Annotated in this window: 18 protein-coding genes; 1 reads left to right on the top strand and 17 read right to left on the bottom strand. The window is 41.2% G+C overall.

Features of this window, described 5'->3' with window-relative positions; genetic code table 11:
- Nucleotides 1-8: 8 nt before the first annotated feature.
- From QH639_RS14320 to pdxR, 12 genes are all read right to left on the bottom strand, one after another.
- Nucleotides 9-950 (bottom strand): ABC transporter permease, encoded by a 942-nt coding sequence (locus tag QH639_RS14320; RefSeq protein ID WP_009374228.1) that lies wholly within the window; start codon nt 948-950, stop codon nt 9-11.
- A 16-nt stretch (nt 951-966) separates the two neighbouring features.
- Nucleotides 967-2,523, bottom strand: a complete 1,557-nt coding sequence (locus tag QH639_RS14315) for an ABC transporter substrate-binding protein (protein ID WP_009374229.1) — start codon at nt 2,521-2,523, stop codon at nt 967-969.
- Between the two features lie 17 nt (nt 2,524-2,540).
- The gene (locus QH639_RS14310) at nt 2,541-3,512 is read right to left on the bottom strand and encodes a P1 family peptidase (protein WP_054550828.1); all 972 of its coding nucleotides are present in this window, start codon (nt 3,510-3,512) and stop codon (nt 2,541-2,543) included.
- 3 nt (nt 3,513-3,515) lie between these two features.
- Nucleotides 3,516-4,529, bottom strand: a complete 1,014-nt coding sequence (locus QH639_RS14305) for an ABC transporter ATP-binding protein (RefSeq protein WP_066037719.1) — start codon at nt 4,527-4,529, stop codon at nt 3,516-3,518.
- The gene (locus QH639_RS14300; RefSeq protein WP_237900215.1) at nt 4,498-5,532 is read right to left on the bottom strand and encodes an ABC transporter ATP-binding protein; all 1,035 of its coding nucleotides are present in this window, start codon (nt 5,530-5,532) and stop codon (nt 4,498-4,500) included. The genes QH639_RS14305 and QH639_RS14300 overlap by 32 nt, the downstream gene beginning before the upstream one ends.
- Before the next feature lie 15 nt (nt 5,533-5,547).
- A complete protein-coding gene (locus tag QH639_RS14295) occupies nt 5,548-7,002 on the bottom strand; it encodes an aldehyde dehydrogenase family protein (RefSeq protein WP_237900213.1) in 1,455 nt (484 codons plus the stop codon).
- Nucleotides 7,003-7,012: 10 nt separating this feature from the next.
- Nucleotides 7,013-7,759 (bottom strand): SDR family NAD(P)-dependent oxidoreductase, encoded by a 747-nt coding sequence (locus QH639_RS14290; RefSeq protein ID WP_281114699.1) that lies wholly within the window; start codon nt 7,757-7,759, stop codon nt 7,013-7,015.
- 1 nt (nt 7,760) lies between these two features.
- On the bottom strand, nt 7,761-8,849 hold the full coding sequence (locus tag QH639_RS14285; protein ID WP_131519782.1) for a tartrate dehydrogenase: 1,089 nt from the start codon (nt 8,847-8,849) through the stop codon (nt 7,761-7,763).
- Entirely contained in the window at nt 8,846-10,078 is a 1,233-nt protein-coding gene (locus QH639_RS14280; protein ID WP_131519781.1) for a M20 family metallopeptidase, read from the bottom strand. Before QH639_RS14280 ends, QH639_RS14285 begins: the two co-directional genes overlap by 4 nt.
- Before the next feature lie 422 nt (nt 10,079-10,500).
- Nucleotides 10,501-11,628 (bottom strand): conserved virulence factor C family protein, encoded by a 1,128-nt coding sequence (locus QH639_RS14275; RefSeq protein WP_131519780.1) that lies wholly within the window; start codon nt 11,626-11,628, stop codon nt 10,501-10,503.
- A 12-nt stretch (nt 11,629-11,640) separates the two neighbouring features.
- Nucleotides 11,641-13,527, bottom strand: a complete 1,887-nt coding sequence (locus QH639_RS14270) for an ABC-F family ATP-binding cassette domain-containing protein (RefSeq protein WP_131519779.1) — start codon at nt 13,525-13,527, stop codon at nt 11,641-11,643.
- Between the two features lie 124 nt (nt 13,528-13,651).
- On the bottom strand, nt 13,652-15,115 hold the full coding sequence (gene pdxR / locus QH639_RS14265) for a MocR-like pyridoxine biosynthesis transcription factor PdxR (protein ID WP_237900209.1): 1,464 nt from the start codon (nt 15,113-15,115) through the stop codon (nt 13,652-13,654).
- A 101-nt stretch (nt 15,116-15,216) separates the two neighbouring features.
- Here pdxR and QH639_RS14260 point away from each other — a divergent pair, with 101 nt between their 5' ends.
- Nucleotides 15,217-16,623 (top strand): pyridoxal phosphate-dependent decarboxylase family protein, encoded by a 1,407-nt coding sequence (locus tag QH639_RS14260; RefSeq protein ID WP_131519777.1) that lies wholly within the window; start codon nt 15,217-15,219, stop codon nt 16,621-16,623.
- Between the two features lie 195 nt (nt 16,624-16,818).
- Here the strand turns inward: QH639_RS14260 and QH639_RS14255 are convergent, their stop codons facing one another.
- The 5 genes from QH639_RS14255 to QH639_RS14235 all read right to left on the bottom strand — a co-directional run bounded on the left by QH639_RS14255 (nt 16,819) and on the right by QH639_RS14235 (nt 23,233).
- Nucleotides 16,819-17,430, bottom strand: a complete 612-nt coding sequence (locus tag QH639_RS14255) for an HD domain-containing protein (RefSeq protein WP_281114698.1) — start codon at nt 17,428-17,430, stop codon at nt 16,819-16,821.
- 701 nt (nt 17,431-18,131) lie between these two features.
- Nucleotides 18,132-19,175, bottom strand: a complete 1,044-nt coding sequence (locus QH639_RS14250) for an S-methyl thiohydantoin desulfurase domain-containing protein (protein ID WP_281114697.1) — start codon at nt 19,173-19,175, stop codon at nt 18,132-18,134.
- A gap of 16 nt (nt 19,176-19,191) precedes the next feature.
- On the bottom strand, nt 19,192-20,766 hold the full coding sequence (locus QH639_RS14245) for an OPT/YSL family transporter (protein WP_004269402.1): 1,575 nt from the start codon (nt 20,764-20,766) through the stop codon (nt 19,192-19,194).
- 22 nt (nt 20,767-20,788) lie between these two features.
- Nucleotides 20,789-21,541, bottom strand: a complete 753-nt coding sequence (locus QH639_RS14240; protein WP_281114696.1) for an IclR family transcriptional regulator — start codon at nt 21,539-21,541, stop codon at nt 20,789-20,791.
- A gap of 12 nt (nt 21,542-21,553) precedes the next feature.
- Complete coding sequence (locus tag QH639_RS14235) at nt 21,554-23,233, bottom strand: hydantoinase B/oxoprolinase family protein (RefSeq protein WP_131519775.1); 1,680 nt, start codon at nt 23,231-23,233, stop codon at nt 21,554-21,556.
- Between the last annotated feature and the right edge of the window lie 3 nt (nt 23,234-23,236).

Here is a 23,236-nt window from a genome sequence, read left to right as displayed (position 1 = left end):
GTCACCTCTTAACGTAATCGAATTCTAGGGTCCAACACAGAATATAAAACATCCACGATAAAATTAATCATGACGACAGCTACTGTAATATACATTACGATCCCTTGTACGAGTGGAAAATCACGATTACTGATAGCCGTAATCAATAACTGACCAATCCCTGGCAATGAAAACACCTGCTCCACAATAATCGTTCCTGCCACAACCTCCGCCATAATCAACCCAAAAACCGTCAATATCGGAATCATGGAATTTTTCAAAACATGCTTATACATTACATTTTGTTCAGACATCCCTTTACTGCGTATCGTACGGACATAATCGAGCTGGACCTGCTCCAAAATGGCTGTACGAACATAACGAAAATTCACCGCAATTTGGGGAATCGCAATCGTTAAGGCTGGAAGTATTAGGGTACTGAGCGCCCCTGCTACACTTTGTGTCCAAGGTATATAGCCACTTATTTTAAAGAAGCTGAACTGTAGGCCAATGTAAAGAATAAGCATCATCCCTAGCCAAAAGGAAGGCACTGCCATACCGATCTGGGTTACAGTCGATAATGACACATCACTTAATTTATTTTGTCTTCTTGCTGCAAACATCCCTAAAGGTAATGAGATGATTAAGACAATGATAAGGGTGAGTCCTGCTAATGACATGGTGACAGGAAGTCGATCAAATAGTAATTCTTTTACTGGCATGGAAAATCGAATGGAATTCCCTAATTGCCCTGTCAATAAGCCCTTCATCCAATCCACATATTGTTCATAAAGAGGACGATCCAAGCCAAGCTCAGATCGTAAATTTTCAATTTGAGTGGGATCCGCCTCTGTTCCTAGCATTGTGCGAACTGGATCACCAGGTAAAATTTGAAAAACACCAAATGTAATAATGGATACTAGAAGGATGGTTGTTATTAACAGGATGATTCGACGTAGGATATACATCATAAGCACTCATCCCTTTCTAGTTTGAAAACTTGACCTCTGACATATCGTGGAACCAGAATGGATAGCTCTTGAGCCCCGTCACCTGTTTGTCAGATCCCCAAACGATTTGATAATCCGCAATATACACTGCTGTTGCCTGCTCAGCTAATATTTCCTGTGCACGATGATAGTACTCTATTTGCTTGGCTTGGTCGGTTTCCTTTAAAACATCAGCCATAATTTTGTCGTATTCTTCATTTTTAAATAAGAAGAAGTTTTCACTATCGTTTGTAGAAATGTAATCATTCAACACTTCAAAAGCAGATGCACGACCTGTTAAGTCAATCGTTGTCATTGCATAGTCACGACCAAAGTAAACGCGATCTAGCCAAATTCCCCATTCCACTACTTCAATTTCTACATCAATTCCGATCTCTTGTAGATTAGCTACGACAATTTGGGCAATATTTGAGTAAATATCATTGTGTGAAGACACTGTAATTTTTGTTTTAAAGCCATCCGGATATCCTGCTTCTGCTAATAACGCCTTCGCTTTTTCCACATCTCGCTCATACATGCTTTCTAAGCCCTTCTTTTGGAAATCGCCCATCGCTGGACTCATATTAGAGCCAAGTGGCACAGCATAGCCTGCAAACACAGAGTCAATAATATCGGCTTTACTAATGGCGTAATTGATTGCTTGACGAACCTTCACATTGTCAAATGGTGCCTTTGTTTCGTTAAATGTAACAATAAGAGAAGAGTTATTATTTTGGTGTGATAAATTATAGCTTCCCTCTACCTCGCTCACACGGTGCCAAGGAACACTCGTTAAATCAACTTCGTTTGCCATTAAGCTCATAATGGCTGCCTGATCATCTGATTGGAAGGCAAAGGTTACTTTATTCAAATAAGGTAATCCTTCTTGCCAATACTGTTCATTTTTCTTAAGCTCTAAATTTGTACCTGGTGCATATTTCACAAAGGCAAATGGACCTGTACCAATTGGATTTTCATTATGCTTCCCATCATTGCTCTTTGGAATAATAGCTGATTGTCTGCCTGTTAATGAATACAAGAAATTTGAATTTGGCTCTTTTAGCTTAATCACAAATGTACTTGCATCAGGCGCCTCTGTAGATGCTACATTATCAAAGCTATTGGACATTTTTTCCCCACCATTTTTCCCCATTAAACGGTCAAAGGAATATTGAATATCCTCCATCGTTAAATCATCACCATTATGAAACTTCACACCTTGGCGAATTTTAAACGTATAGGTTAAGCCGTCCTCAGAAATTTCATAGCTTTCAGCAAGTCCCTCCTTTAAGGAGCCATCCGTTTCAGGAGCCATTAGCCCCTCAAAGATATTTAGAATCATTTGATAAGAAATGGACGCTGTCGCTTTATGTGGATCTAAAAAATCTGGATCATCATTCACACGTACAACAATTTCCTGTGGAGCATCTGTTGCCGCTTGACCATCTGTAGTACCTGAAGTAGTCGTCGTTTTCTCTCCATCACTTGAACACGCTGCCATAACGATTGCCATTAACACTGTTAGTAGTATTAATCCGCTTTTTTTCCACTGCATGGCTGTTCCCCCTTTTTCTAAGTGCTTGTCTTTTGAATGCTTGTATAACTCTCAACATCCGCCAATCGTTCAGCGGCTTTAATGCCAGCCAGAATTGCTTCCTCCATCACCTTTGTCGCTAGTTGGCCTAAATAATCAAGTGCATAGGATTGATCCCCTGTACCAAGCACAAAAATCGTATCGCCATCCAGCATCGTATGAACAGGATAAATCGTGCGTGCTAAGGCATTTTGCGTAAGCTGCGCAATCTTTTTAGCCTCAGCCTTCGTTAGCTTGGCATTCATTGCCACAACACCAATGGTTGTATTTGTACCCGCTAAAGCCTCTGATTGCGCATGTTGCTCTAAATAGGCACAGCAATCCACCCATTGACCAGAATGCGTATCTCTTGCTCCAGCTAAAATTTTCCTCGTTGTAGGGTCCTTGACATCTCCAACTGCATTGACAGCCACGATAGCACCTGCTACAAGACCATCTTTTCCCGCATAGGAAGCACTACCAAGTCCACCCTTCATTGCAAATTCTGGACCAGCTAATTTGCCTACAGTTGCTCCGTAGCCTGCGCCTACATTGCCATTTGGAAATGAGCCAACTTGTGCCGCTTGTGCCGCTTCATAGCCCATTAGTGCTGTAGGTCGTGCATGTGGATCACCGATAAACAAGTCAAAGAGTACAGCACTTGGTACAATCGGTATTTTTGCTACTCCTGCATCTACCCCAATCCCTTGCTCCTCTAAAAATTGCATGACGCCTGTAGCAGCATCTAACCCAAACGCACTACCCCCAGCTAAACAAATAGCATGAACTCGGTCAATTTCATTGATGGGATCTAACGCATCTGTTTCACGAGTACCTGGTGCAGAGCCTCGAACATCCACTCCACAAACTGCTCCGTTTTCCACTACTAGCACCGTACAGCCTGTGATGCCCTCCTTGTTCTCGCGATGTCCTACCTTAACACCTGGCACATCCGTTATATTGCCAAACATTCTTCACACCTCACTTTTTAAATAATTATAATTTTCTGATTTTTTATCATATAAAAAACAGGCTACTCGTTGATGATCATTTTCATTGTGAAGCTTCGGTCTCTCCTGATGGCATCTTTCCATCACATGCGGGCAACGTGTATGAAAGACACAGCCAACAGGTGGATTCATCGGACTTGGTAACTCGCCCTGTAAAAGTATTTCTTGCTTAGGCTCATCAAAATTAACAACTGGTATTGCAGATAGTAATGCTTGTGTATAGGGATGCAACGGATTGGCATATAGCTCCTTCTTTGTCCCAATCTCCACTACTCTACCTAAATACAGCACTGCCACACGGTCACTAATATGCTTCACAACGCTTAAATCATGTGAGATAAATAAATAGGTTAATTGAAATTCATCCTGTAAATCCATCATGAGATTGAGCACTTGTGATTGCACCGACACATCCAATGCTGAAACGGGCTCATCGGCTATAATGAATTCTGGATGAATCGCTAATGCCCGCGCAATTCCAATACGCTGCCGCTGCCCACCAGAAAATTCATGTGGAAATTTATGCATGGCATCCTCAGGTAGCCCTACCTTTTGTAATAGCTCCTTCACACGCTCTTTGCGTTGCTCCTTCGTCAAGGTTAATTGTAGCTTCATCGGCTCTTCGATTATAGAACCGATTCGCATCCGAGGATTGAGAGAGGCAAAGGGATCTTGAAAAATCATTTGCATTTGATTGCGGTAACTTTGTAACTTATTCCCCTTTAAATGCTGGATGGGTTGTCCTTTATACAACACTTCTCCTGCTGTTGGTTCAACAAGCTTTAAAATTGTTCGCCCAAAGGTGGATTTTCCTGAGCCTGATTCGCCAACAATACCAAGTGTTTCCCCTCTATAAATCTCAATCGAAATATCATCAACCGCTTTTATGACCTTTTTCTCTTCCTTCATCGACTTACGCTTCACAGGAAAGTAGGCTTTTAAATGATTAATTTCCAACAAAACTTCTTTCTCTGTCATGAGCCAGCTCTCCTTTCTCCGTGAATAAATGACAGCGTACCTTATGGGCCTCCTGAATGTGATGAACAGCAGGTTGCTCCTGATGACAATGTGCCAGCGCATGGGGACAGCGTGGCGCAAAGCGACAGCCGTCAGGTAATGCATACGCAGGTGGCACAGTACCAGGAATCGATGGTAGCCTTTTGACATCTGTTTCAAGGCTTGGCATCGTCTTTAAAAGCGCTGTTGTATAAGGATGCTGTGGATTTAAAAAGAGCTCTCTTACTGGGGCCTCCTCGACAATCTGTCCAGCATACATCACCATAACGCGGTCAGCTGTCTCTGCAACAACGCTCATATCATGGGTAATGAATAAAATGGCTGATCGATGCTCTTCCTTCATTTTTAGCATCAGCTTTAAAATCTGTGCCTGAACCGTGACATCAAGTGCAGTAGTTGGCTCATCCGCAATCAATAGCTGCGGATTATTCGACATTGCGATGGCAATCATAACTCGTTGTCGCATCCCGCCTGAGAGTTGGTGAGGATATTCAGCGATGACCTTTTCTGCATTCGCAATCCCGACTTCTTTTAAAAGCTGTAGCGCTTTATTCCATGCCTCTTTTTTCGATACCTTTTGGTGTCTTCGTATGCCTTCAATCATTTGATTGCCAATCGTAAAAACGGGATCTAAAGAGGTCATGGGCTCTTGAAAAATCATACTAATTTCATTGCCTCGTATACGGCTCATTTCTTTATTTTTATAGGTAAGTAGATTTTTACCGTTTAAAGTGATAGAACCTGACGTAATTTCTCCTGGAGGTATAGGCAGCAGCCGCATAATGGCTAAGGATGTAATACTTTTGCCACTTCCCGATTCACCAACCAGTGCAACGGTTTCTCCTTTATGAATCGTAAAATTCACATCTTCCACAACTTTTGCCTCTTTGCCATTTTTTAAATGGAATTTAATTGATAAGTGATTGACCTCTAAAAGCACATCTTTTTCTTTTGGCTGTTCCATATGCGTCCCTCCATCTCAGTGTTGATTAGGTGGTGCATAGCGTATAGCGATATTTTTCATTTGCGTATAGTTTCGCAGTGCAACAAAGCCCTTCTCTCGACCAATTCCGCTTTTTTTATAGCCTCCAAATGGCATTTGAATGCCTCCAGCAGCCCCATAATTATTGACAAATACTTGTCCCGCCTGCACACGACTTGCCACATAGTGAGCCGTATCGATATTTTGTGACCAAATGCCCGCCACTAGACCATAGTCCGTACTATTGGCTAATGCGATGGCCTCCTCTACAGTGGAAAATGTCAAGACGGTTAACACTGGACCGAAAATTTCCTCCTGAGCTAATGGATCATTTGGATCAACACCATCAAGTATAGTTGGCTGAACATAAAAGCCGTTCTCATAGCCTGCCAATGTCAATGGTTCCCCACCCGTCACAACATAGCCATCTACCTTTGCTTGCTGTAATAATGCAGTGATTTTTGTATATTGTTGTTCATTCAGTAACGGTCCCATCTCCATATCTGCTTCACCTGGTCCTACTTGGATCACTTGGAACCTTTGGGCTAATCGGGAAATGAAGGACTCTTTTATACGTTCCTCAATGAGTAAACGTGCCCCTGCTGAACAAGTTTGACCAGCATTTTGAATAATTGCACGTACGACTCCCTCTAATGCCTGCTCCATATTAGCATCCGCAAAAACAATATTAGGAGATTTACCACCAAGCTCTAATGTCACAGGCACAACATTTTCAGCAGCCGCCTTCATCACCGCAATTCCTGTGGGAACAGAACCTGTAAACGTAATATGATTAATATCGGGATGTGAAGTTAAATAAGGACCAACTTCTCGTCCCAAGCCCGTAATATGCTGGAAAATCCCTTTCGGCAACTTATCGGCGAACCATTCTGCAATGGCATGTGTTGTTAGCGGTGTATCCTCCGCACTTTTCACAATAACTGCATTACCAGTTGCTATAGCGGCTGCTACACTTCTTGCCGTAATTTGAATCGGATAATTCCATGGCACAATATGTACCGTAATGCCCACTGGCTCTAGCACTACTGCATTTAAAAGTCCATCCTCAATCGGAATTGTATCTCCCATCACCTTATCCGCTGCACCACCATAAAATTCAAAATAGCGTGCCGCTGCTTCAATATCTGCTCTTGCCTGTGATAAGGGCTTTCCTACATCCCGACATTCTAGCAAACTCCATTCCTCTGCATGCTTACGAATATAATGAGCAAATTCGATCAATAACTGCCCACGTTCATAGGCTTTCCATTGACGCCAGTCCTCTCGTTCAAAGGCTACACGGGCTGCACGTACTGCCTCTTCTACATGTTCTTTACTCGCGTTGCTAATTTGTGCAATCACTTCACCCGTTGAGGGATTCTTAACATCGAGGTATGTCTTAGCATCACCGTGAACCCACTCACCATCTATCAACATAGGAATTTTTTTCATTGTACCCCTCCTATAATCCACGGCCACCATCTACATGTAATGTCGTTCCTGTGACCATACTTGCTGCATCTGATAGTAAATAACTAACAGCTCCTGCTATATCTGCTGGCTTCACTAATCGTCCTAATGGCACAGATTGCACAAAGACACTTTGCTTCGTCTGCTCTACGTCTGCACCCTGTGCGGCAAATTGACCAAGCATTTGTGTGTCTGCTGGTCCTGGATGAATCGTATTAACCCGAATTTGACTAGATGCTAGTTCAATTGCTAGTCCTCTCGAAAAGCTCTCTGCTGCACCCTTTGAGGCAATATAAGCCTGTAAGCCTGGTCTTGGTCTCACTGCTGAAATTGAGGCAATTGTAATAATAGAACCCCTTTGCTGTTTTTTCATAAAAGGGACAACGGCCTTTGTTGTGATAAATAAACTTTTCACATTAACATCCATTAAACGATTCCATTCATCCATAGTGACCTCTTCAATCGGTGTAGCTGACTGGGCAATTCCCAGTGCATTAACAAGGCCATCTATTCTGCCATACTTATCAAAAACCTGCTGACAGATGTCTTGTACACGTTCCTCCTGTAACACATTGACTTCAAAGCATTGAAGGGCATCCTGTGTAATATCTGATAAGGCATCTATGGATAGATCAAGTCCAATAACTCGATTGCCCAGCTTTAATTGCTCGTGAATAATGGCCTTTCCCATACCGCCTCCTGCACCAGTAACCACAACTACCTTTTGCTCAACGGCCATGCTAAACACCTCCTGCTGTTAAAGTTCTATTAATAATTTCCTGACAAATCGCATCGCCCATTTGTGCTGTTGTCGCTTGTCCACCAATATCTGCTGTTTTCACAACGCCTTCTTGCAGCACAGCTGTAATGGCTTTAACAATGAGCTGTTCTAAATCTGGTCTGCCTTGATGGCCAAGCAGTAAGGCAAGCGACCAAATTTGAGCGATTGGATTGGCAATGCCCTTGCCTGCAATATCTGGTGCTGAGCCATGAACAGGCTCAAACATCGATGGAAAATCCTTTTCGGGGTTCAGGTTGGCTGATGGAGATAGACCAAGTCCTCCGACAATAGCAGAGCCTAAATCGGATAAAATATCGCCAAACAAATTGGACGCTACCACCACTTCAAAATTCTGTGGTCGTTCTACGAAATAGGCGACGAGTGCATCGATATAAATGGATTCGAGCTGTAGTGCTGGTGAACTTTGCTTCACCGTTTTGCCTGTATGCTCGTCCCAGAATTTCATCGAATGAATAATGGCATTCGATTTTGTCGCACTTGTTATTTTGGTTTTACCATGTTGCTTCGCATAATCACAGGCAGCATGGACAATTTTTTCAATCCCAATTCGCGTCATGATTGTATTTTGAATCGTCATTTCCTGCGGCTGCTGTTGGTACAGTCGACCACCACTGTCCGAATATTCACCCTCTGCATTTTCACGGAAGATCACAAAGTCAATTTCTTTGCCGTTAGCTAAGGGCGACGCTATTCCAGGCAGCGATTTAATAGGACGGAAATTCACATATTGCTGAAAATGCTTTCGAATGGGCATAATTAATTCCCAAACAGTAACATCATCGGGCACACGAGCATCGCCAATAGCCCCAAATAAAATCGCATCATATGTTTGAAGTGTTGCTAGTGCATCATTAGGCATCATACAGCCATGCTGCACGTAGTAATCGGAGCTCCAAGGAAAGATGGTTGTTTCAATTTGTAAGGAGCTATGTTGTTCTTGCAAACAATTTAAAACTTTTAACGCTTCCTGCATAACCTCTTTTCCTATGCCATCTCCTGGTATTACTGCTATTTTGATAGCCGTCATTGTGCATCACCCGCCAAAAATTTTAATGCTGCTAAACGGTAAATGGCTGTTGTTTCTGCCAATTCTTCAATATCCACATACTCATTGATTTGATGAGGGATTTCTCGATCTCCTGCACCAACCGTTACAATCGGAATTCCATGCACATGAAGAAACGTACCATCTGTCGCGCCTGGAACACCGTTATATTTTGGTTCCTTTTCTGTTACCTCTCCCACAGCTTCATAAATAGCCTGTACAACAGGGTCTTCCTTTGCTGTTGCTGTTGCAGGTCGGTTATCAAGAACCGTCAGTTCTACTTTGAAATCAGGATCATCCGCTTGTAATCGTTTAATAATCGCTTCAATCTTACCCAGCAGTTCATCATGGTCCTGCGCAGGCACCGTACGAATATCGAGTGTTGTCATACAGTGATCAGGAATGACATTGATTTGCGCATCTCCCTTCACAGGCGCTCGTAAAATGGTTGGTGTAATAGATGGCCAATTCAGCATTGGATCACGCCCTAATCGTGCTTGCTCCTCTTTTTCCAGCTTTTCAAGCTCTACGATGAAACGTGCCATACGCCAGTTAGGATTGATGCCACTCCACGAAATCGCACCATGCGCCATTTTACCGAAAATATCTACCTGTAAACGAATAGCCCCGCGTTGTGCAATACACACATTATTTTCCTGTGGCTCACAAATAATCGCACCATCCACACCATCGGCCCAGCCATTTTTAATAAAATGCTTAATGCCTAGCATAAGCCCTTCTTCATCACATGGAATACATAAAATAATTTTGCCCGTAAACGCCTCTTGATCTAGTAGCAATGACTGACAAGCTGTAATCATACAAGCAAGATTCCCTTTTGTATCATTCGTTCCCCTGCCATACATACGCCCATCTACAATTTCTGCTCCAAATGGATCATAGGCCCAAGCCTCTCGATTGCCCTCTGTCACCACATCCGTATGTCCTTCGAAAAGTAATGTTTTCCCAGGCTTGCCCGAATCAATAATACCAATGACATTTGGTCGCCCTGGCACAACCTCCTCGATATGCGTCTCGATGCCAATATCTCGTAAATACGCCGCTACAAAAGTTGCCACCTCTTGCTCATTGCCCTTCGGATCGTTCTCACGGTAAACGCTTTCAATGCGCACGAGCTTCTGTGTTAAGGCGATGACCGTCTCACGATCTCGCACATACGATTTTGTTGTCTTTAAACTAGTTACTGTCATGCAAAGGACCCTCCTATTTTTAAAGAATATTCTGAATTTATGTTATTTTAACATTGTCCTTTCTCTATGAAACTAGACAATATGTTAATGATTCAAAGAACGCCTTTAACTTTTTGTTTAGCAATAAATCACTAGAAAAATACATTTTTTTCTGTTTTACACGGTTTTTCGATCAATCTATCGAATGAATGAGAGTATTATTTTTGAATTTTGAGGTAGTTAGAGATTTTTAGTTTGGAAGAGGGCAATTCTTTTTTTGAGCGGAATTACTTTTATTTGGAGCGGGTTCCCACTTCTTTGGAGTGGTTCGCTCACTTCTTGGAGAGGACCTATCACTATTCAGGAGCAACCTCATTCACTTATTAGAGCAAACGCCAACCATTACAAAATAGAAAAAACCAGCATTTGCTGGTTTTTCCTGATTATTGTTGACGGGATTCGGTCATTTGCTTCCAAACCGAGCCTTTTGCTTCTTCGCCTTGTTCGATACGGGCAATGGCCATTTTCACTTGTAGCTTCACTTCGAATTCTTTGTCATCCTCGGCAGCCTTTAATGCTGGTAAGGACTGTTCTGTGCCGACCTCATATAAATACATGGCTGCACGCCAGCGAACCAATTTGTTTTTGTCCTGTAAGGCTTGCAGCATGGCTTCTTCAAATTCTACAAAGCCAAGGTCACTCATGCAGTCACCTGCTGTTCGGCGTACTGCTGCACTTTTATCTTGTAGGGCTTTTTCTAAATAAGGGACAACTGCCACATCCTCAATCATGCCTAAGTACACCGTCGCTAGTCGACGGATAGACATTTGTTCATCCTGTAAGGCTAAATCTAATAGCGGTAGATCGTCTAGCTCAGGATCAGCCATTTGATCGAGCAATTGGAAGCGTTTCTCCCATTCAGGTTGCTTGAATTGCTCTACTGTCACTTTGAGTTTGTCCGTTTTCACAGCGGCTTTTTCACCATCATTATTGATCGCTGTAACAATTTCCGCTAAACGGTCTGCAGAATAAGTAACATCAATCTCCTGTTTGACTGTTTCAGCAATTTCCTCCAGCTCACCGTAGCGAACCCCATAATCAATCCACTTACGTTGGAAAATATAGTTTTCATCTACTGCTGACTCAATAATTTGATTAAAAGCATCCACAAAACGGTCTCCACAGCTCATACGATATTCGCGTTGGTTATCAAAAACTTTTACTTGTAAAGGTACCTGCTTGTAAAACTGTACATGGACATAAACCTCTCCATAAAATTCATTGGCCATAACCGTTTCTTCTTGTGTTTGGACATCTTCCCCTAACACTTGACGAATACTTGCTAGAATGCCTTCCCATGCATATTTGGCATTGCGCTCAACAGCAAAGAAATCGGCTACATGGTAAACGCCCTTTACTCCTTCAATCGCTAAAATAGCAGCTGCCTCACCTGTTGCTTCGTCTTTATTATCCTTTGTAAAATTATAGCTCTTCCCGAATGGTAGCTCTGTATCAACAACAATCTTCATAGAATTGGGACTTGGCGTCGGTTCAATGGTAATAATCTTCATGTCTATCGCTCCTTATCCGTTAACTATTTCATCTAAATACGACCATCTTTCAATTAGATGCTCATACTGTGCATTTAGCTCATCCAACTTAGCTGTTAATTCCTGTAGCTTGGTAAAATCTGAGCCTGCATTGGCGATTCCTTCTTCGGTCTCCATAATAGCAGTTTCTGTTTTCTCTATCTCGTCTGCAATCGTTTCCCATTCTTTTTGCTCTTTAAACGATAGCTTTTTTTTGTCTGATTTTGGCTTTTCTGTTTTTGGCTTTTCTACTTTTGGCGTTTCTACTTTGACAGCAGCTGTCTGCTCACGTTTCTCCAGATACTCACTGTATAAATCCAGTGTTTCCTCTACTTGTCCCTGACCATCTAGTATCCATAGCTTTTTCGCAATACGGTCGAGGAAGAAACGATCATGGGAAATCGTGATAACCACGCCTGGGAAATGCTCGATGAAATCCTCTAGCACACCTAATGTTTCAATATCTAAATCATTCGTTGGCTCGTCCAATAATAAGACGTTTGGTTGCTCCATCAATAAACGTAATAAATGAAGACGCTTGCGCTCACCGCCCGATAATTTTCCAATTGGAGTACCATGAGCATGCAACGGGAATAAAAAGCGCTCCAGCATTTGAGCAGCTGAGTAACGGACACCCTCTGCATCGGTAATATCATTTGAAGCCTCACGTATATATTCAATCATGCGCTCATTTTCATTCATTTTCGGCAATGTTTGCTTGAAATGTGCCAGCTTGACCGTTGACCCAACAAGAATTTCACCTTGATCGGGTGTCAGCTCTCCTGCTAGCATGTTCAACAAAGTTGATTTTCCTACACCGTTCGCGCCGATAATGCCAATTCGATCACCTTGCTGTAGTAGAAATGAGAAGTTTTCAAGGATTTTTTGCTGGCCAAAGGCTTTCGAAATTTTCTCAGCCTCCAGCACTTTACGTCCAAGACGTGTTGTCGCAAGTCCCATATCCAAGGAAACATCTTCTGTTTTGCGTTCTAGGTTTTCTTCTAGCTTTTCAAAGCGTTGAATACGAGCCTTTTGCTTAGTTGAACGCGCCTTCGCACCACGACGTATCCATTTTAATTCTGAACGATAACGATTGCGATCCTTCTGTGCAGAAGCAGCTTGCATCTCCTCACGAATAGCTCTAGCCTCTAAATAATCACCGTAATTCCCTGTATGACGATACAAGGTTTGATTTGCTAACTCGTAAATATGTGTTGATAATTCATCTAAGAAATAACGATCGTGGGTGATGAAAATCACTGCACCCTTTAATCGTAAGACCATCTCTTGAAGCCATTCTGTAGACTGTACATCTAAATGGTTGGTGGGCTCATCTAATAAGTAAAGATCCGCTGGTTCAATTAACACCTTCGCTAATGCAACACGTTTTTGCTGACCGCCTGATAGCGTTAGTACCTCTTTTTCAAAAGTTTCAATCCCAAGCTTTGTTAAGGCCGTCTTTGCAAGGGCATTGACATCCCATGCCTGCTCTTCATCCATGCGCTGTTGCAGACTAAATAACGTCTTTTGTAAACTTTCGGATGTTGGGTTACTTGCTAGAGCAGCAACCGTTTCCTCATATTGACGATTCAGCTGTAAAATGGGCGAATCGCCTGAAAAGACAGCTTGTAAAACTGTTTCACCTGCCTGAAATGTAGGCTCCTGTGGTAAATAAGCGACACGGTATTTATTCGGACGATCTACTGTCATCGAATCCGCTTCCATGTCCCCAGCTAAAATGGATAACAGGGTTGATTTTCCCGTTCCATTTATACCGATTAAGCCTGCCCGCTCTCCCTCATAAATGGTAAATTCAATATTTTGAAAAAGCGTTTTATCGCCCACTGTTTTGGTTAAATTTTGTACAATTAAATGACTCATTCCACTATTCCATCTCTTTCATGTTAGGTATTGTTCATGCCCACACGATTTTTATGTAGACGATTATTGATATCCACTATTCATCATAACACCAAACCGCAGGTAAACAAAGAACAACAAACTATCAACGAACTGGTGGCATGTCCTGTAAATAGGATTCCATAAGCTGACAAAGCTTGATGATTCCTTGTGTTAAGTCGTGGGGTTCAGGATAAGAGTAACTAATTCTTAGATGGTGATATTGTGGCTCTCCTGGATAACAAGCTGAGCTTGGTAAAAAGGTAATTTGGGCTTGTTGAGCCTTCCATAACAGCTCATCCGTATTGCCATTACTAGGTAAAGACACCCAAATATTAAGTCCACCTTTTGGCTCGATCCACGTAACGCCCTTTGGTGCATGCTTATTCAACAATGCAATGGTCTGATCCCTTCTTATCTCTAGTGCAATGCGCAGTTTTTCTAAATGGGCATGCATTCGGTCTGAACGTAAAAATGGAATCAGTGCCTTTTGTGTTAATAAGGGGTTACCCGAATCGGCACTGGATTTGGCAGATAAAAGTCGTTGATGAACGGTACCTTTTGAAAGGATAGCGCCGATTCTACAGCTCGGGGCCAACGTCTTACTAAAGCCTTTTAAATAAATAACATGACCCCTTGTATCTAAAGCTTTCAGAGGTGGTGGTGGTGGGTTATCGTCAAAATAGATTTCATTCCATGAATCGTCCTCTACGATAAGAAAGCCATATTGTTGGGCAAGATCCAGTAACTCGCTCCTTCTCACTTCACTTAAAACTGTGCCTGTCGGATTGTGAAAGGTTGGATTTGTATAGATAAGCTTTGGCTGTTTGCTTAGGCAGAGTGTCGCTAGAAGAGCTGTCTGCATTCCTTCCTCGTCTACTGGTATGGGAATAATGTGGGCCCCCCGATTTCTAAAGACATCGATTGCTGCTGTATATGTAGGGGCTTCGGTAATGACAATATCTCCAGGTCCAATAAATGTTTTAGCCACTATATCTATACCTTGTTGCACACCGTTTGTCACAATAATTTCCTCTGGTGTTGTGGCAATATTACTATATGCTTGTACATAGTCTCGAATTGCCTTTCGTGCATCTTCATCCCCCTGTACCGTTCCATAACGAGCGACAATCTGAGGATCTGTCTGTAATATTTCTACAATTTCATTTACCAAATAAACAGAGGGTAATAACCCAGGGTGGATGGTAGCACTTGAGAATTTGATCGCATACTCCATTCTTTTATTTAACATAGATTGTGAACGTTGAATGTAATCAGGAATGGTTAGTTGCCAATTATAATCACTACGGCTCTCATTTGTGCTTCTTTGTTCTTTGTTTCGAACAAACGCCCCCTTGCCATGTATCACTTCAATATAACCATTTCTTTCTAATAAGGCATATGCCTTACTGACCGTGACAGGGCTCACTTGATTTTCTTTTGAAAAGCTCCGAATAGAAGGTAATTGACTCCCTTCCTGTAAAAATTCTGATCTTATTTTTTCTGCAAGGATAGTTGAAATTTGATCAATTAAAGATTGATCGGACTGACGATTCAGCTTTATTTCCATTGGACCTCCAACTGTTATAGTCTTCATTTGACTGTTATATATATCACTATATAGTGTAGAGGCAGAAATAGCTAAGTTAAAATGAAGGGAAATGATGATACATGATGAACATGAAGCAAGATCAGGAAAAAATAAAAACGCTTTTAATGGAGGTAGTTGACCATGCAGCCAATTTTTTTACTAATCTGGAGCATAGAGCTGTAACGAACCATTCCTCTAGCCTTCCTACTCCGACACTTCCAGAAGTGGGTGAGGGTGCTCAGGCAACACTTCAATATTTTACAAAGCAATTTGCTGAAGGCTTAAATAGTAGTGTAGGCTCAAGGTACTTAGGTTTTGTCACAGGTGGATCTACCCCTGCTTCGATTGTCGGAGATTGGTTAGTAAGTGTTTACGATCAAAATTTATCCCATTCTAAGGGCTCTATTGCAGGTTCAATGGAGCTTGCAACAATTGACATGCTTAAGGAGTTATTGCTATTAAGCGATGATTATCGAGGAACATTTGTCAGTGGAGCTACGATGGCTAATTTTGTAGGACTTGCTCAAGCAAGGGAATGGATTGCACAACACTATGGAAAAAACACTGCGCTGGATGGTCTTTATGGTATCCCTCCAATAAAGATTGTGAGCGGAACGCCCCACTCAAGTATTGTCAAAGCAACTTCTATGCTTGGCATGGGGAGAAATTCCATTCATACTATCCTATGCCTAGAACAGCGAGAAGCCATTGACATCACAAAATTACAGCAGTTTCTTGAAGCAAATCCACATGAACCTTGTATTGTTGTAGCAAATGCTGGAACCGTCAATACGGTTGACTTTGATGATTTACAAGCAATTGGCGAGCTAAAAAGGCGGTACCCTTTCTGGCTTCATATCGATGCGGCTTTTGGTGGCTTTGCAGCCTGTTCACCAAAGTATCGTCACTTTGTCGAGGGCATGAATTATGCAGATTCTATTACAATTGACGCACATAAATGGCTGAACGTCCCTTATGATGCCGCTATGCAATTTACCCGTCATCAATCGTTGCAAGCAACCGTTTTTCAAAATAATGCTGCCTATCTTGGTAGTTCCCTTGAAAATCCAGATTTCTGTGATCTTACACCTGAAAATTCACGTCGTTTTCGTGCGCTACCTGCTTGGTTTTCTTTACAGGCCTATGGTAAATTGGGCTACCAACAATTAATAGAAGAAAATATATTACTCGCACAACAGCTTGGTCAAAAAATAGATGACAGTCCCTACTTTACATTGCTAGCACCTGTTCGACTGAATATCGTGTGCTTCGCCGTCAATCATGAGGCACTGACAGCTGAAATGAACCAACAATTTTTAACAACTTTAAATCAACAAGGCAAAGTATACATGACGCCAACTGTCTACAAAGGTATGCCAGCTATTCGTGCGGCTTTCAGTAATTGGCGTACTTCCCAAGCAGACCTGACAATCATTTGGGAAGCATTAACAACAGCGATATCCTCCTATTTTAATGAATCCATCTAAGCTATTAAATGGTAATGGAGTAGCATGATGAAGGATTCCTCATTTGTTGCGCCTCCAATAATTCACTACAAAACTAAAATGCTACTTGCCATAGGAAATGCACGCTTCATTATTTTTGTACTACGAAGACCATAGCCGAATGAAGCACAAAAACCGCCCTTCAAATTGAAAAGGCGGTTTTTGTGCTATGTGCTATTAACCGATTTCGTGCTGGAGTTGCTTTAAAAAACTTTCCATAAATTGATGACGTTCAAGTGCCATTTGCTTGCCCTTTTCCGTCACCATTAAATCTTTTAGCAGTAATAATTTCTCATAAAAATGAGTAACAGACGCGGTATTGTTTTGACGATATTCTGACTCTGACATATTTGTGCGTGCTTCTTCTTCCTTATCATAAAGCTTGCGACCTTTTGCGCCACCATAAGCAAATGTTCTGGCAATGCCAATAGCACCAATCGCATCTAAACGATCTGCATCTCGGACGATTTTTGCTTCCAATGATGTTGCTTCTAGCTCATTCCCACCATTAAATGACACCTGAGCAATGCAATCTCGAATATGCTGCTTTTTACCCTCACTAACAGGTAATTCCGCAATAAGCTGTTCTTCCTTTTCCTTGCTATCGGTATACTTTTTGTCACTGACATCATGTAAAAGTACCGCTATTTTCACAACTTCTTCATCTGCTGTTGGCTCGCTATGTAGGATAGCTAATGCATTTTGATAGACACGTTCAATATGTTGAAAATCATGACTAGCATCAAATTGCTCATATATTTCACGTACTTTATTCATTAAATGATTCATAGTCTACTCATTCCTTTCCTACAAAATTATACTGTATTTTATTACATAAGAGGTAATCTAGAAAAATTAAAAATCAAATCCATTTCAATTGACTAATTTTTCAGAATATTGTATGATAAACGTACAGAACAGCTATTTGTTCTGTACCTCATATTTTTCAGCAATGTACAACAGCTGTGTGTTTAACAGATTTAACATTAACTTCAGCGGGCTTACAATTGAATAACCTGTTTAAAAGATGACGTGCGTATTGAAAACCTATCATCTAAACAAATAAAAGTGAACACTTTCCCTTAGAAATTCTTTGTTTAACCCGCATAGCCAACTGTACATGCCGAAAATGTGAACAACAAGTTAGTTTGTTGCATGACCAAAAGGATTTCGCCAGTTGTAGCAGAAGTGCATTGTTTTTTCATTACTGGTTGTTACCTTCTTCTAGTCAATACCTTGATTATGTATGAACGTAGCTCCTCCCTTTAATGAAAATCGTACATGATAATTGCTTACAGCTTGTGAATACCACGTTCGATGAGTTGTGCAAATCAGTAAGAAATTCATTTAAGCCATCAATGTATGAAGTGAAAAAGGAAGTAGGAACGATTGTGATAAAATGTATTACCATCCCGCTGAAGGACAAATAAAAGCTGCCCATCTTACATTCAAGTAGATGATGGCAGCTTTTACTGTTTTATTTTCTTACTTTATAGAACGCCTTTGATCACTTCATCAATTTCCCGCAATAGTGCTTCGTTTTGCATAGTTGTACTTAATTTTAAGTTAGACTGGTCTACATGAATCACTGCGACATGCATCCCCTCTTTAATACTTGCACTTGGCACTGGCATCATTTTTTCTATATCGAACGTCATGATGAGGTCTGGGAATTTGGATTGTACCTGCCCTTCCTTCGCTAATGTCATGTACTCATTCCAGAACGTCAGATGGTAATCACCCACTGATAATTCCCCTACATCGAAGCCATTTTCCTTTGTTAACGAATAATTTGTGACAGCGCCTGATACGATGTGCATGCCATTCAAATACTGCAACACTTGGGCTAGCTTTTCTTCAAAGGTTTGCCCATTTAAGAAGCGATAGCCAAGCTCTATGGCCATAGTGATCGCTTTTGGTGCGCCATGTTTTTGTAAATAGTCAATCGTTACAGGATTTCGAGTGACCCCGACTAGCCCGCCTGCTAAAATAGAAGCTTGGCGTGCTGTCTTTGCAGTGCTGTGTAAATTCCCTTCCACAAAGCCTTGGACGGCGAAGTCATCTTTTCCTCCTGCATAAAATTGTACAGATTGGTATTCCTGTTGTTCATGGAGATTTAAAGAACCCATGATGCCCGTTGGATGTGCTCGTCCATTACAGGGAGCATCCACAACAGGTACATGTAATAAGACTGACTGCAACCAGCCATTGATCGTCGTGATGGCACCATTTTCATTTGTAATGATGCCCTTTAGACGTTGATTGACATGGTTGTTCATACTGCGATAGCTCCAACAAAGCTGTTCATTTGAAATATATTGATCGGCCGCTGATGGCGCACCTACCATTGCCACACAGGCAACTAAATCTTCTTGGTCTAATTCAGTAATATCCACGATTTGAGGTTCGCCTGCTGCAAAGATTTCCTCCACTAGCTTGAGTCCTTCCTCTAGGAGACCACCGCCGCCTCCGCCAAGGATTGCTCCTCCATAAACGGCCGCAATCCCATCCTCATACGATAATCCTTTCGCCATTCAGCATGACTCCTTTCTATTTCCCTATTTTGATAATAGAAGTGAAGAAGCTATATAAAGCATCTCCAGCAATAACACCTGCTGCAAATACTGTCATTTCAGATTCTCTCTTACCTTTCGTCACATATGTGAAAATAACACGTAGTAAGATACCCACTAGGACAGCCCAACCAGCAATTGGATTGACAAGTAATAGACCTGTTGCAAATAAGATACCCATTTGACGTTTTGAACCACCAATTAGCTGAATTAATGCACCTGGAATCGCCCAAATCATTAATTGTTTCGCTACATCGCCTGTAACGCCTGATTGAATTGTTGCTGCATACACATGGTTAACAGGTGCTACTAAATCCTGTGCAAAATAAGATTTATAGGATAGCAATACTACAACTGCGGAAATTGCAAAAGCTAGCATACCAGCAATCAATTGTTGCTTGCGACCTTCTTTTTCTAATGCAACATCACTACCATTACCACGTAAAATGAAACCTGTTTTTAAGTCATAGCCCATATCCGCAAATGCTACCCCTGTAGCAGCACTATACCCTGCTAGTAATGCAAGTGCTGGAGCGGGGAAACCAATTAAAATACCAACAATCAGTGTAATAAATGCCACTGCAAATGCAGGGAACCAACCCGCATGCATCGCTGCGATACCTACAATTAGCTCATGGACAAATGCAGCAATCGTTGCAAAGATGATGAATCCTATTAACATACCGAAAGACATGTGTGAAATAATACCGCCTAAAATAGCGATTAATAGAGCAATGGCTAAATATGCTATAAACCCAACACCAAATGCTTGTCGAATTTCTTTTGCATCTTTTGAATAGCTTAACTCTTCTGACTTTTTAGCCGACTTTTTATTCAATAAGGCAAAAGCTACTTGGAAAAGTGCTACAATCCCAGCACCAATCATAACGCCATGTGGAATATAGTAAGCATTTAAGTCAACATTAAATAATTGAACAGAATAGCCTCTTAATAAAAGCCCAATCCCAAACATCGTCAGTGCCCAAATATTACCGATGAACGCTACCCCAAAAGCTGACATTGGAATTTTCAAAACAGATCCCACGATACCAATTAACACGCCACCAATTAATACCTTTGCATTCTTACCGCCTTTATCGCCCGCCTTAATGGCTTCAGCTGTTGCAATCCCTGGTGGCCAAGTACCTGCTGCTGGGAAAATCTTTGTATCGAAAAATTTATATAATAATAAAGCATCAACAAACATCGCTAAAATAACACCGATAAACAATGGTAATACTAAATTTTCATAGCCTAATACATATGGAATACCAATTGGCAACATTAAACTACTTGCTGCACTGAACGTTGCTGCCGAAATGGCAGTTTGAATAATATTTTGTCTGTGTACAGATTTAAAGGCAATTAGCTTGCCAATCGGTATTCTTCCAAGAATCATCGCAAATATTGCCCCAACGATTGATGTATTGGCAGAAATCCCTAAAGTCGTAATCAGCTGTATCCCAATAATTGCCCCCACAACAGATGTTAAGACGATCATTAGTAGAGTTACAGGCTCTAAAGCCCTTGGATGTAATACTTTATTATTCATAGTGTCAGCTCCCCTATTGTTGTTATAATTTTGAAATGTGTGATTGTATTTGCTGAGCTACTTTCACTAACTGTTCAAGCATATTTTTCTCCCTTTGATCATCTAAATCATATACTAACCCAGAAATTGTAAGAGATGCAGTGATTTCCTTTTTATAGTTAAATAACGGTACACTAATGCCAAATGCATGTTCATTATACTCCCCGATGGTAACACACCAGTTGTTTTGGCGAATTTGTTGCAGCTCTTCCTTTAATGACGCTAGGAAAGAAACCTGCTCTTCCATCGATTGTTCCTCATGAAAGAAGGCCATTAATTCCAGTTGCCTGTCCTCGTCTAAATAAGCAAACATGACCTTACAGGAAGCACCGATGTAAAGGGGTGTCTTTGTTCCTAAAGACACCGCATACTTTACATTTTTATTGCTTTCGGCTATTTTCGTTGTGACACCGTATTCATTGTCCATATAAGTAAGAAATACTGATTCATTGATTTCACTGGCAAGATTTTGCATCAATTCATAAATGGTCGAGTGAGGGTCTTTTGAATTCGATAACACATCATAAAAAAGGTACATTTTATAACCTAATTTATATTTTTTCGTGTGTTCATCCTGTATTAAATAACCCGCTTCTGTAAATGTATTAATGGTTCTTTGCACGACACTTGTCGGCAGTTTCATCATGCGTGAAATTTCACGAACACCTAATGCATTTTCTGTCGTTGCAAAGCATTCTAGTATATCCAATGAGTTTTTTAATGTCTTGACAGTCATCTATTTCTCCCTTTAAGCGTTTTGATAACCGTATCGCTCTTTCGCTACATCTACAGAAATATATTCATTTAATAGATCACGTTCAATGGCCTCTGAGCTTCGTTCATGTGGAGGACCATAACCACCACCAGTAGCTGTCACAAGCTCAATACGATCGCCTTTTTGCAATTCATAATTGGCAAGTACGCCCACTGGTCCAATTTTTGTTCCATCCTTTTTATGAATGATTAAATAGTTGTGAGAGCCTTCTCCACCACCATTTAAGCCGAATGGCGCGAATTGATGTCTACCTAAGTTCACAGAAACCCTTTGACCATCATGATTGACTGTATAAACGCGGCGAACACCTAAGCCACCTCTAAATTGACCAGCACCAGCACCGTCACAATTTAAGCTATATTCATCAATTTGAATACCGTATTTTGTTTCTGCAATTTCAACTGGAAGATTATATGTTTCACCATCTCCCATACAATATTGCCCGCTTTGCCCATCCTCGTCATTCGCTGCTCCCCAGCCACCAACAGATGGCTCAACAATTAGGAATGACTCATCATTTTCAGGATTTTTTCCTGTGAGAATAAACGTACAAACAGATTGTAAATGCCCTGCAGATAAGCGTTCTGGTAAATGCGGCGCAAGAGCTTTCCAAATTAGATCAGCTGCCCCAATACGTGCCTCAAAATTCATCGACACAGGATGTGGACGTTTAGCTGAAACAATCGAATTATCATCTGTGATAATCGTTAAGCGTTTAAAGACACCTTCGTTAATTACGTCAATATCGCCAAGTAATGCTAGGAACATAACGCGCACACTTGCCATTAAACCAAACTGAGAACAGTTCATTGGCACATTGACTGCAGGATGTGAGCCTCTGAAGTCACAAATAAACGCCTCATCACTAATTGTGACTTTCACTTTTATTGGATAAGGTCCACCCTTTAATGGGTCCCCTTCAATATAGTCCTCCGCATAAAATTCACCTTTAGGTAGGTGTTGAAGCTCATACTCTACTATTTTCTCACCCTTGTCCAATAATTTTTGAATGGACAATTTCACCGATTCCGCTCCAAACTTCTGACAAAGCTCTGCGATTCGTTTTTCACCTGTTTTTAAGGCGGCTACTTGTGCAAACATATCACCGATTGAAAGCTCTGGTAAACGAACATTCGTAGAAATGATTTCATAGACTGCATCGTTCAACTCACCTTGATGATAAAGTTTGACACCTGGTAGCTGTAAACCTTCCTGATAGATTTCATTAGAATTACTTGTAAACGAACCAGGGTCCATGCCACCTACCTCTGTCCAGTGTGCTTTATTCGCAGAGTACGCAATAATTTCACCGTTGTAGAAAATAGGGAGAACTAAGCCCACATCCGATAAATGCGAGCCACCTCCAACATAAGGGTCATTGATAATAATGACATCACCTTCGTGTAGTTTTTTCCCATTATCAAACTTTTCAATTACACGCTGTACCATTGGACTTAACATCCCAATAAAGCTCGTTACACCGTTTCCTTGACTAATTAAGTTACCCTTGGCATCTGTTAAACCACAAGCATAGTCTAATACTTCATAGATAACTGGACTCATAGAAGAGCGTGCTAGAGCTATAAACATCTCATCGCCTATCGCTAGCAATGAATCTTGAATAATTTCTATTGCAAAAACATCTTTTTTCATGTT

Source organism: Lysinibacillus sp. 1 U-2021 (assembly GCF_029916965.1).
GTDB lineage: Bacteria > Bacillota > Bacilli > Bacillales_A > Planococcaceae > Lysinibacillus > Lysinibacillus capsici.
This window is presented reverse-complemented; position numbering and strand designations above follow the sequence as displayed.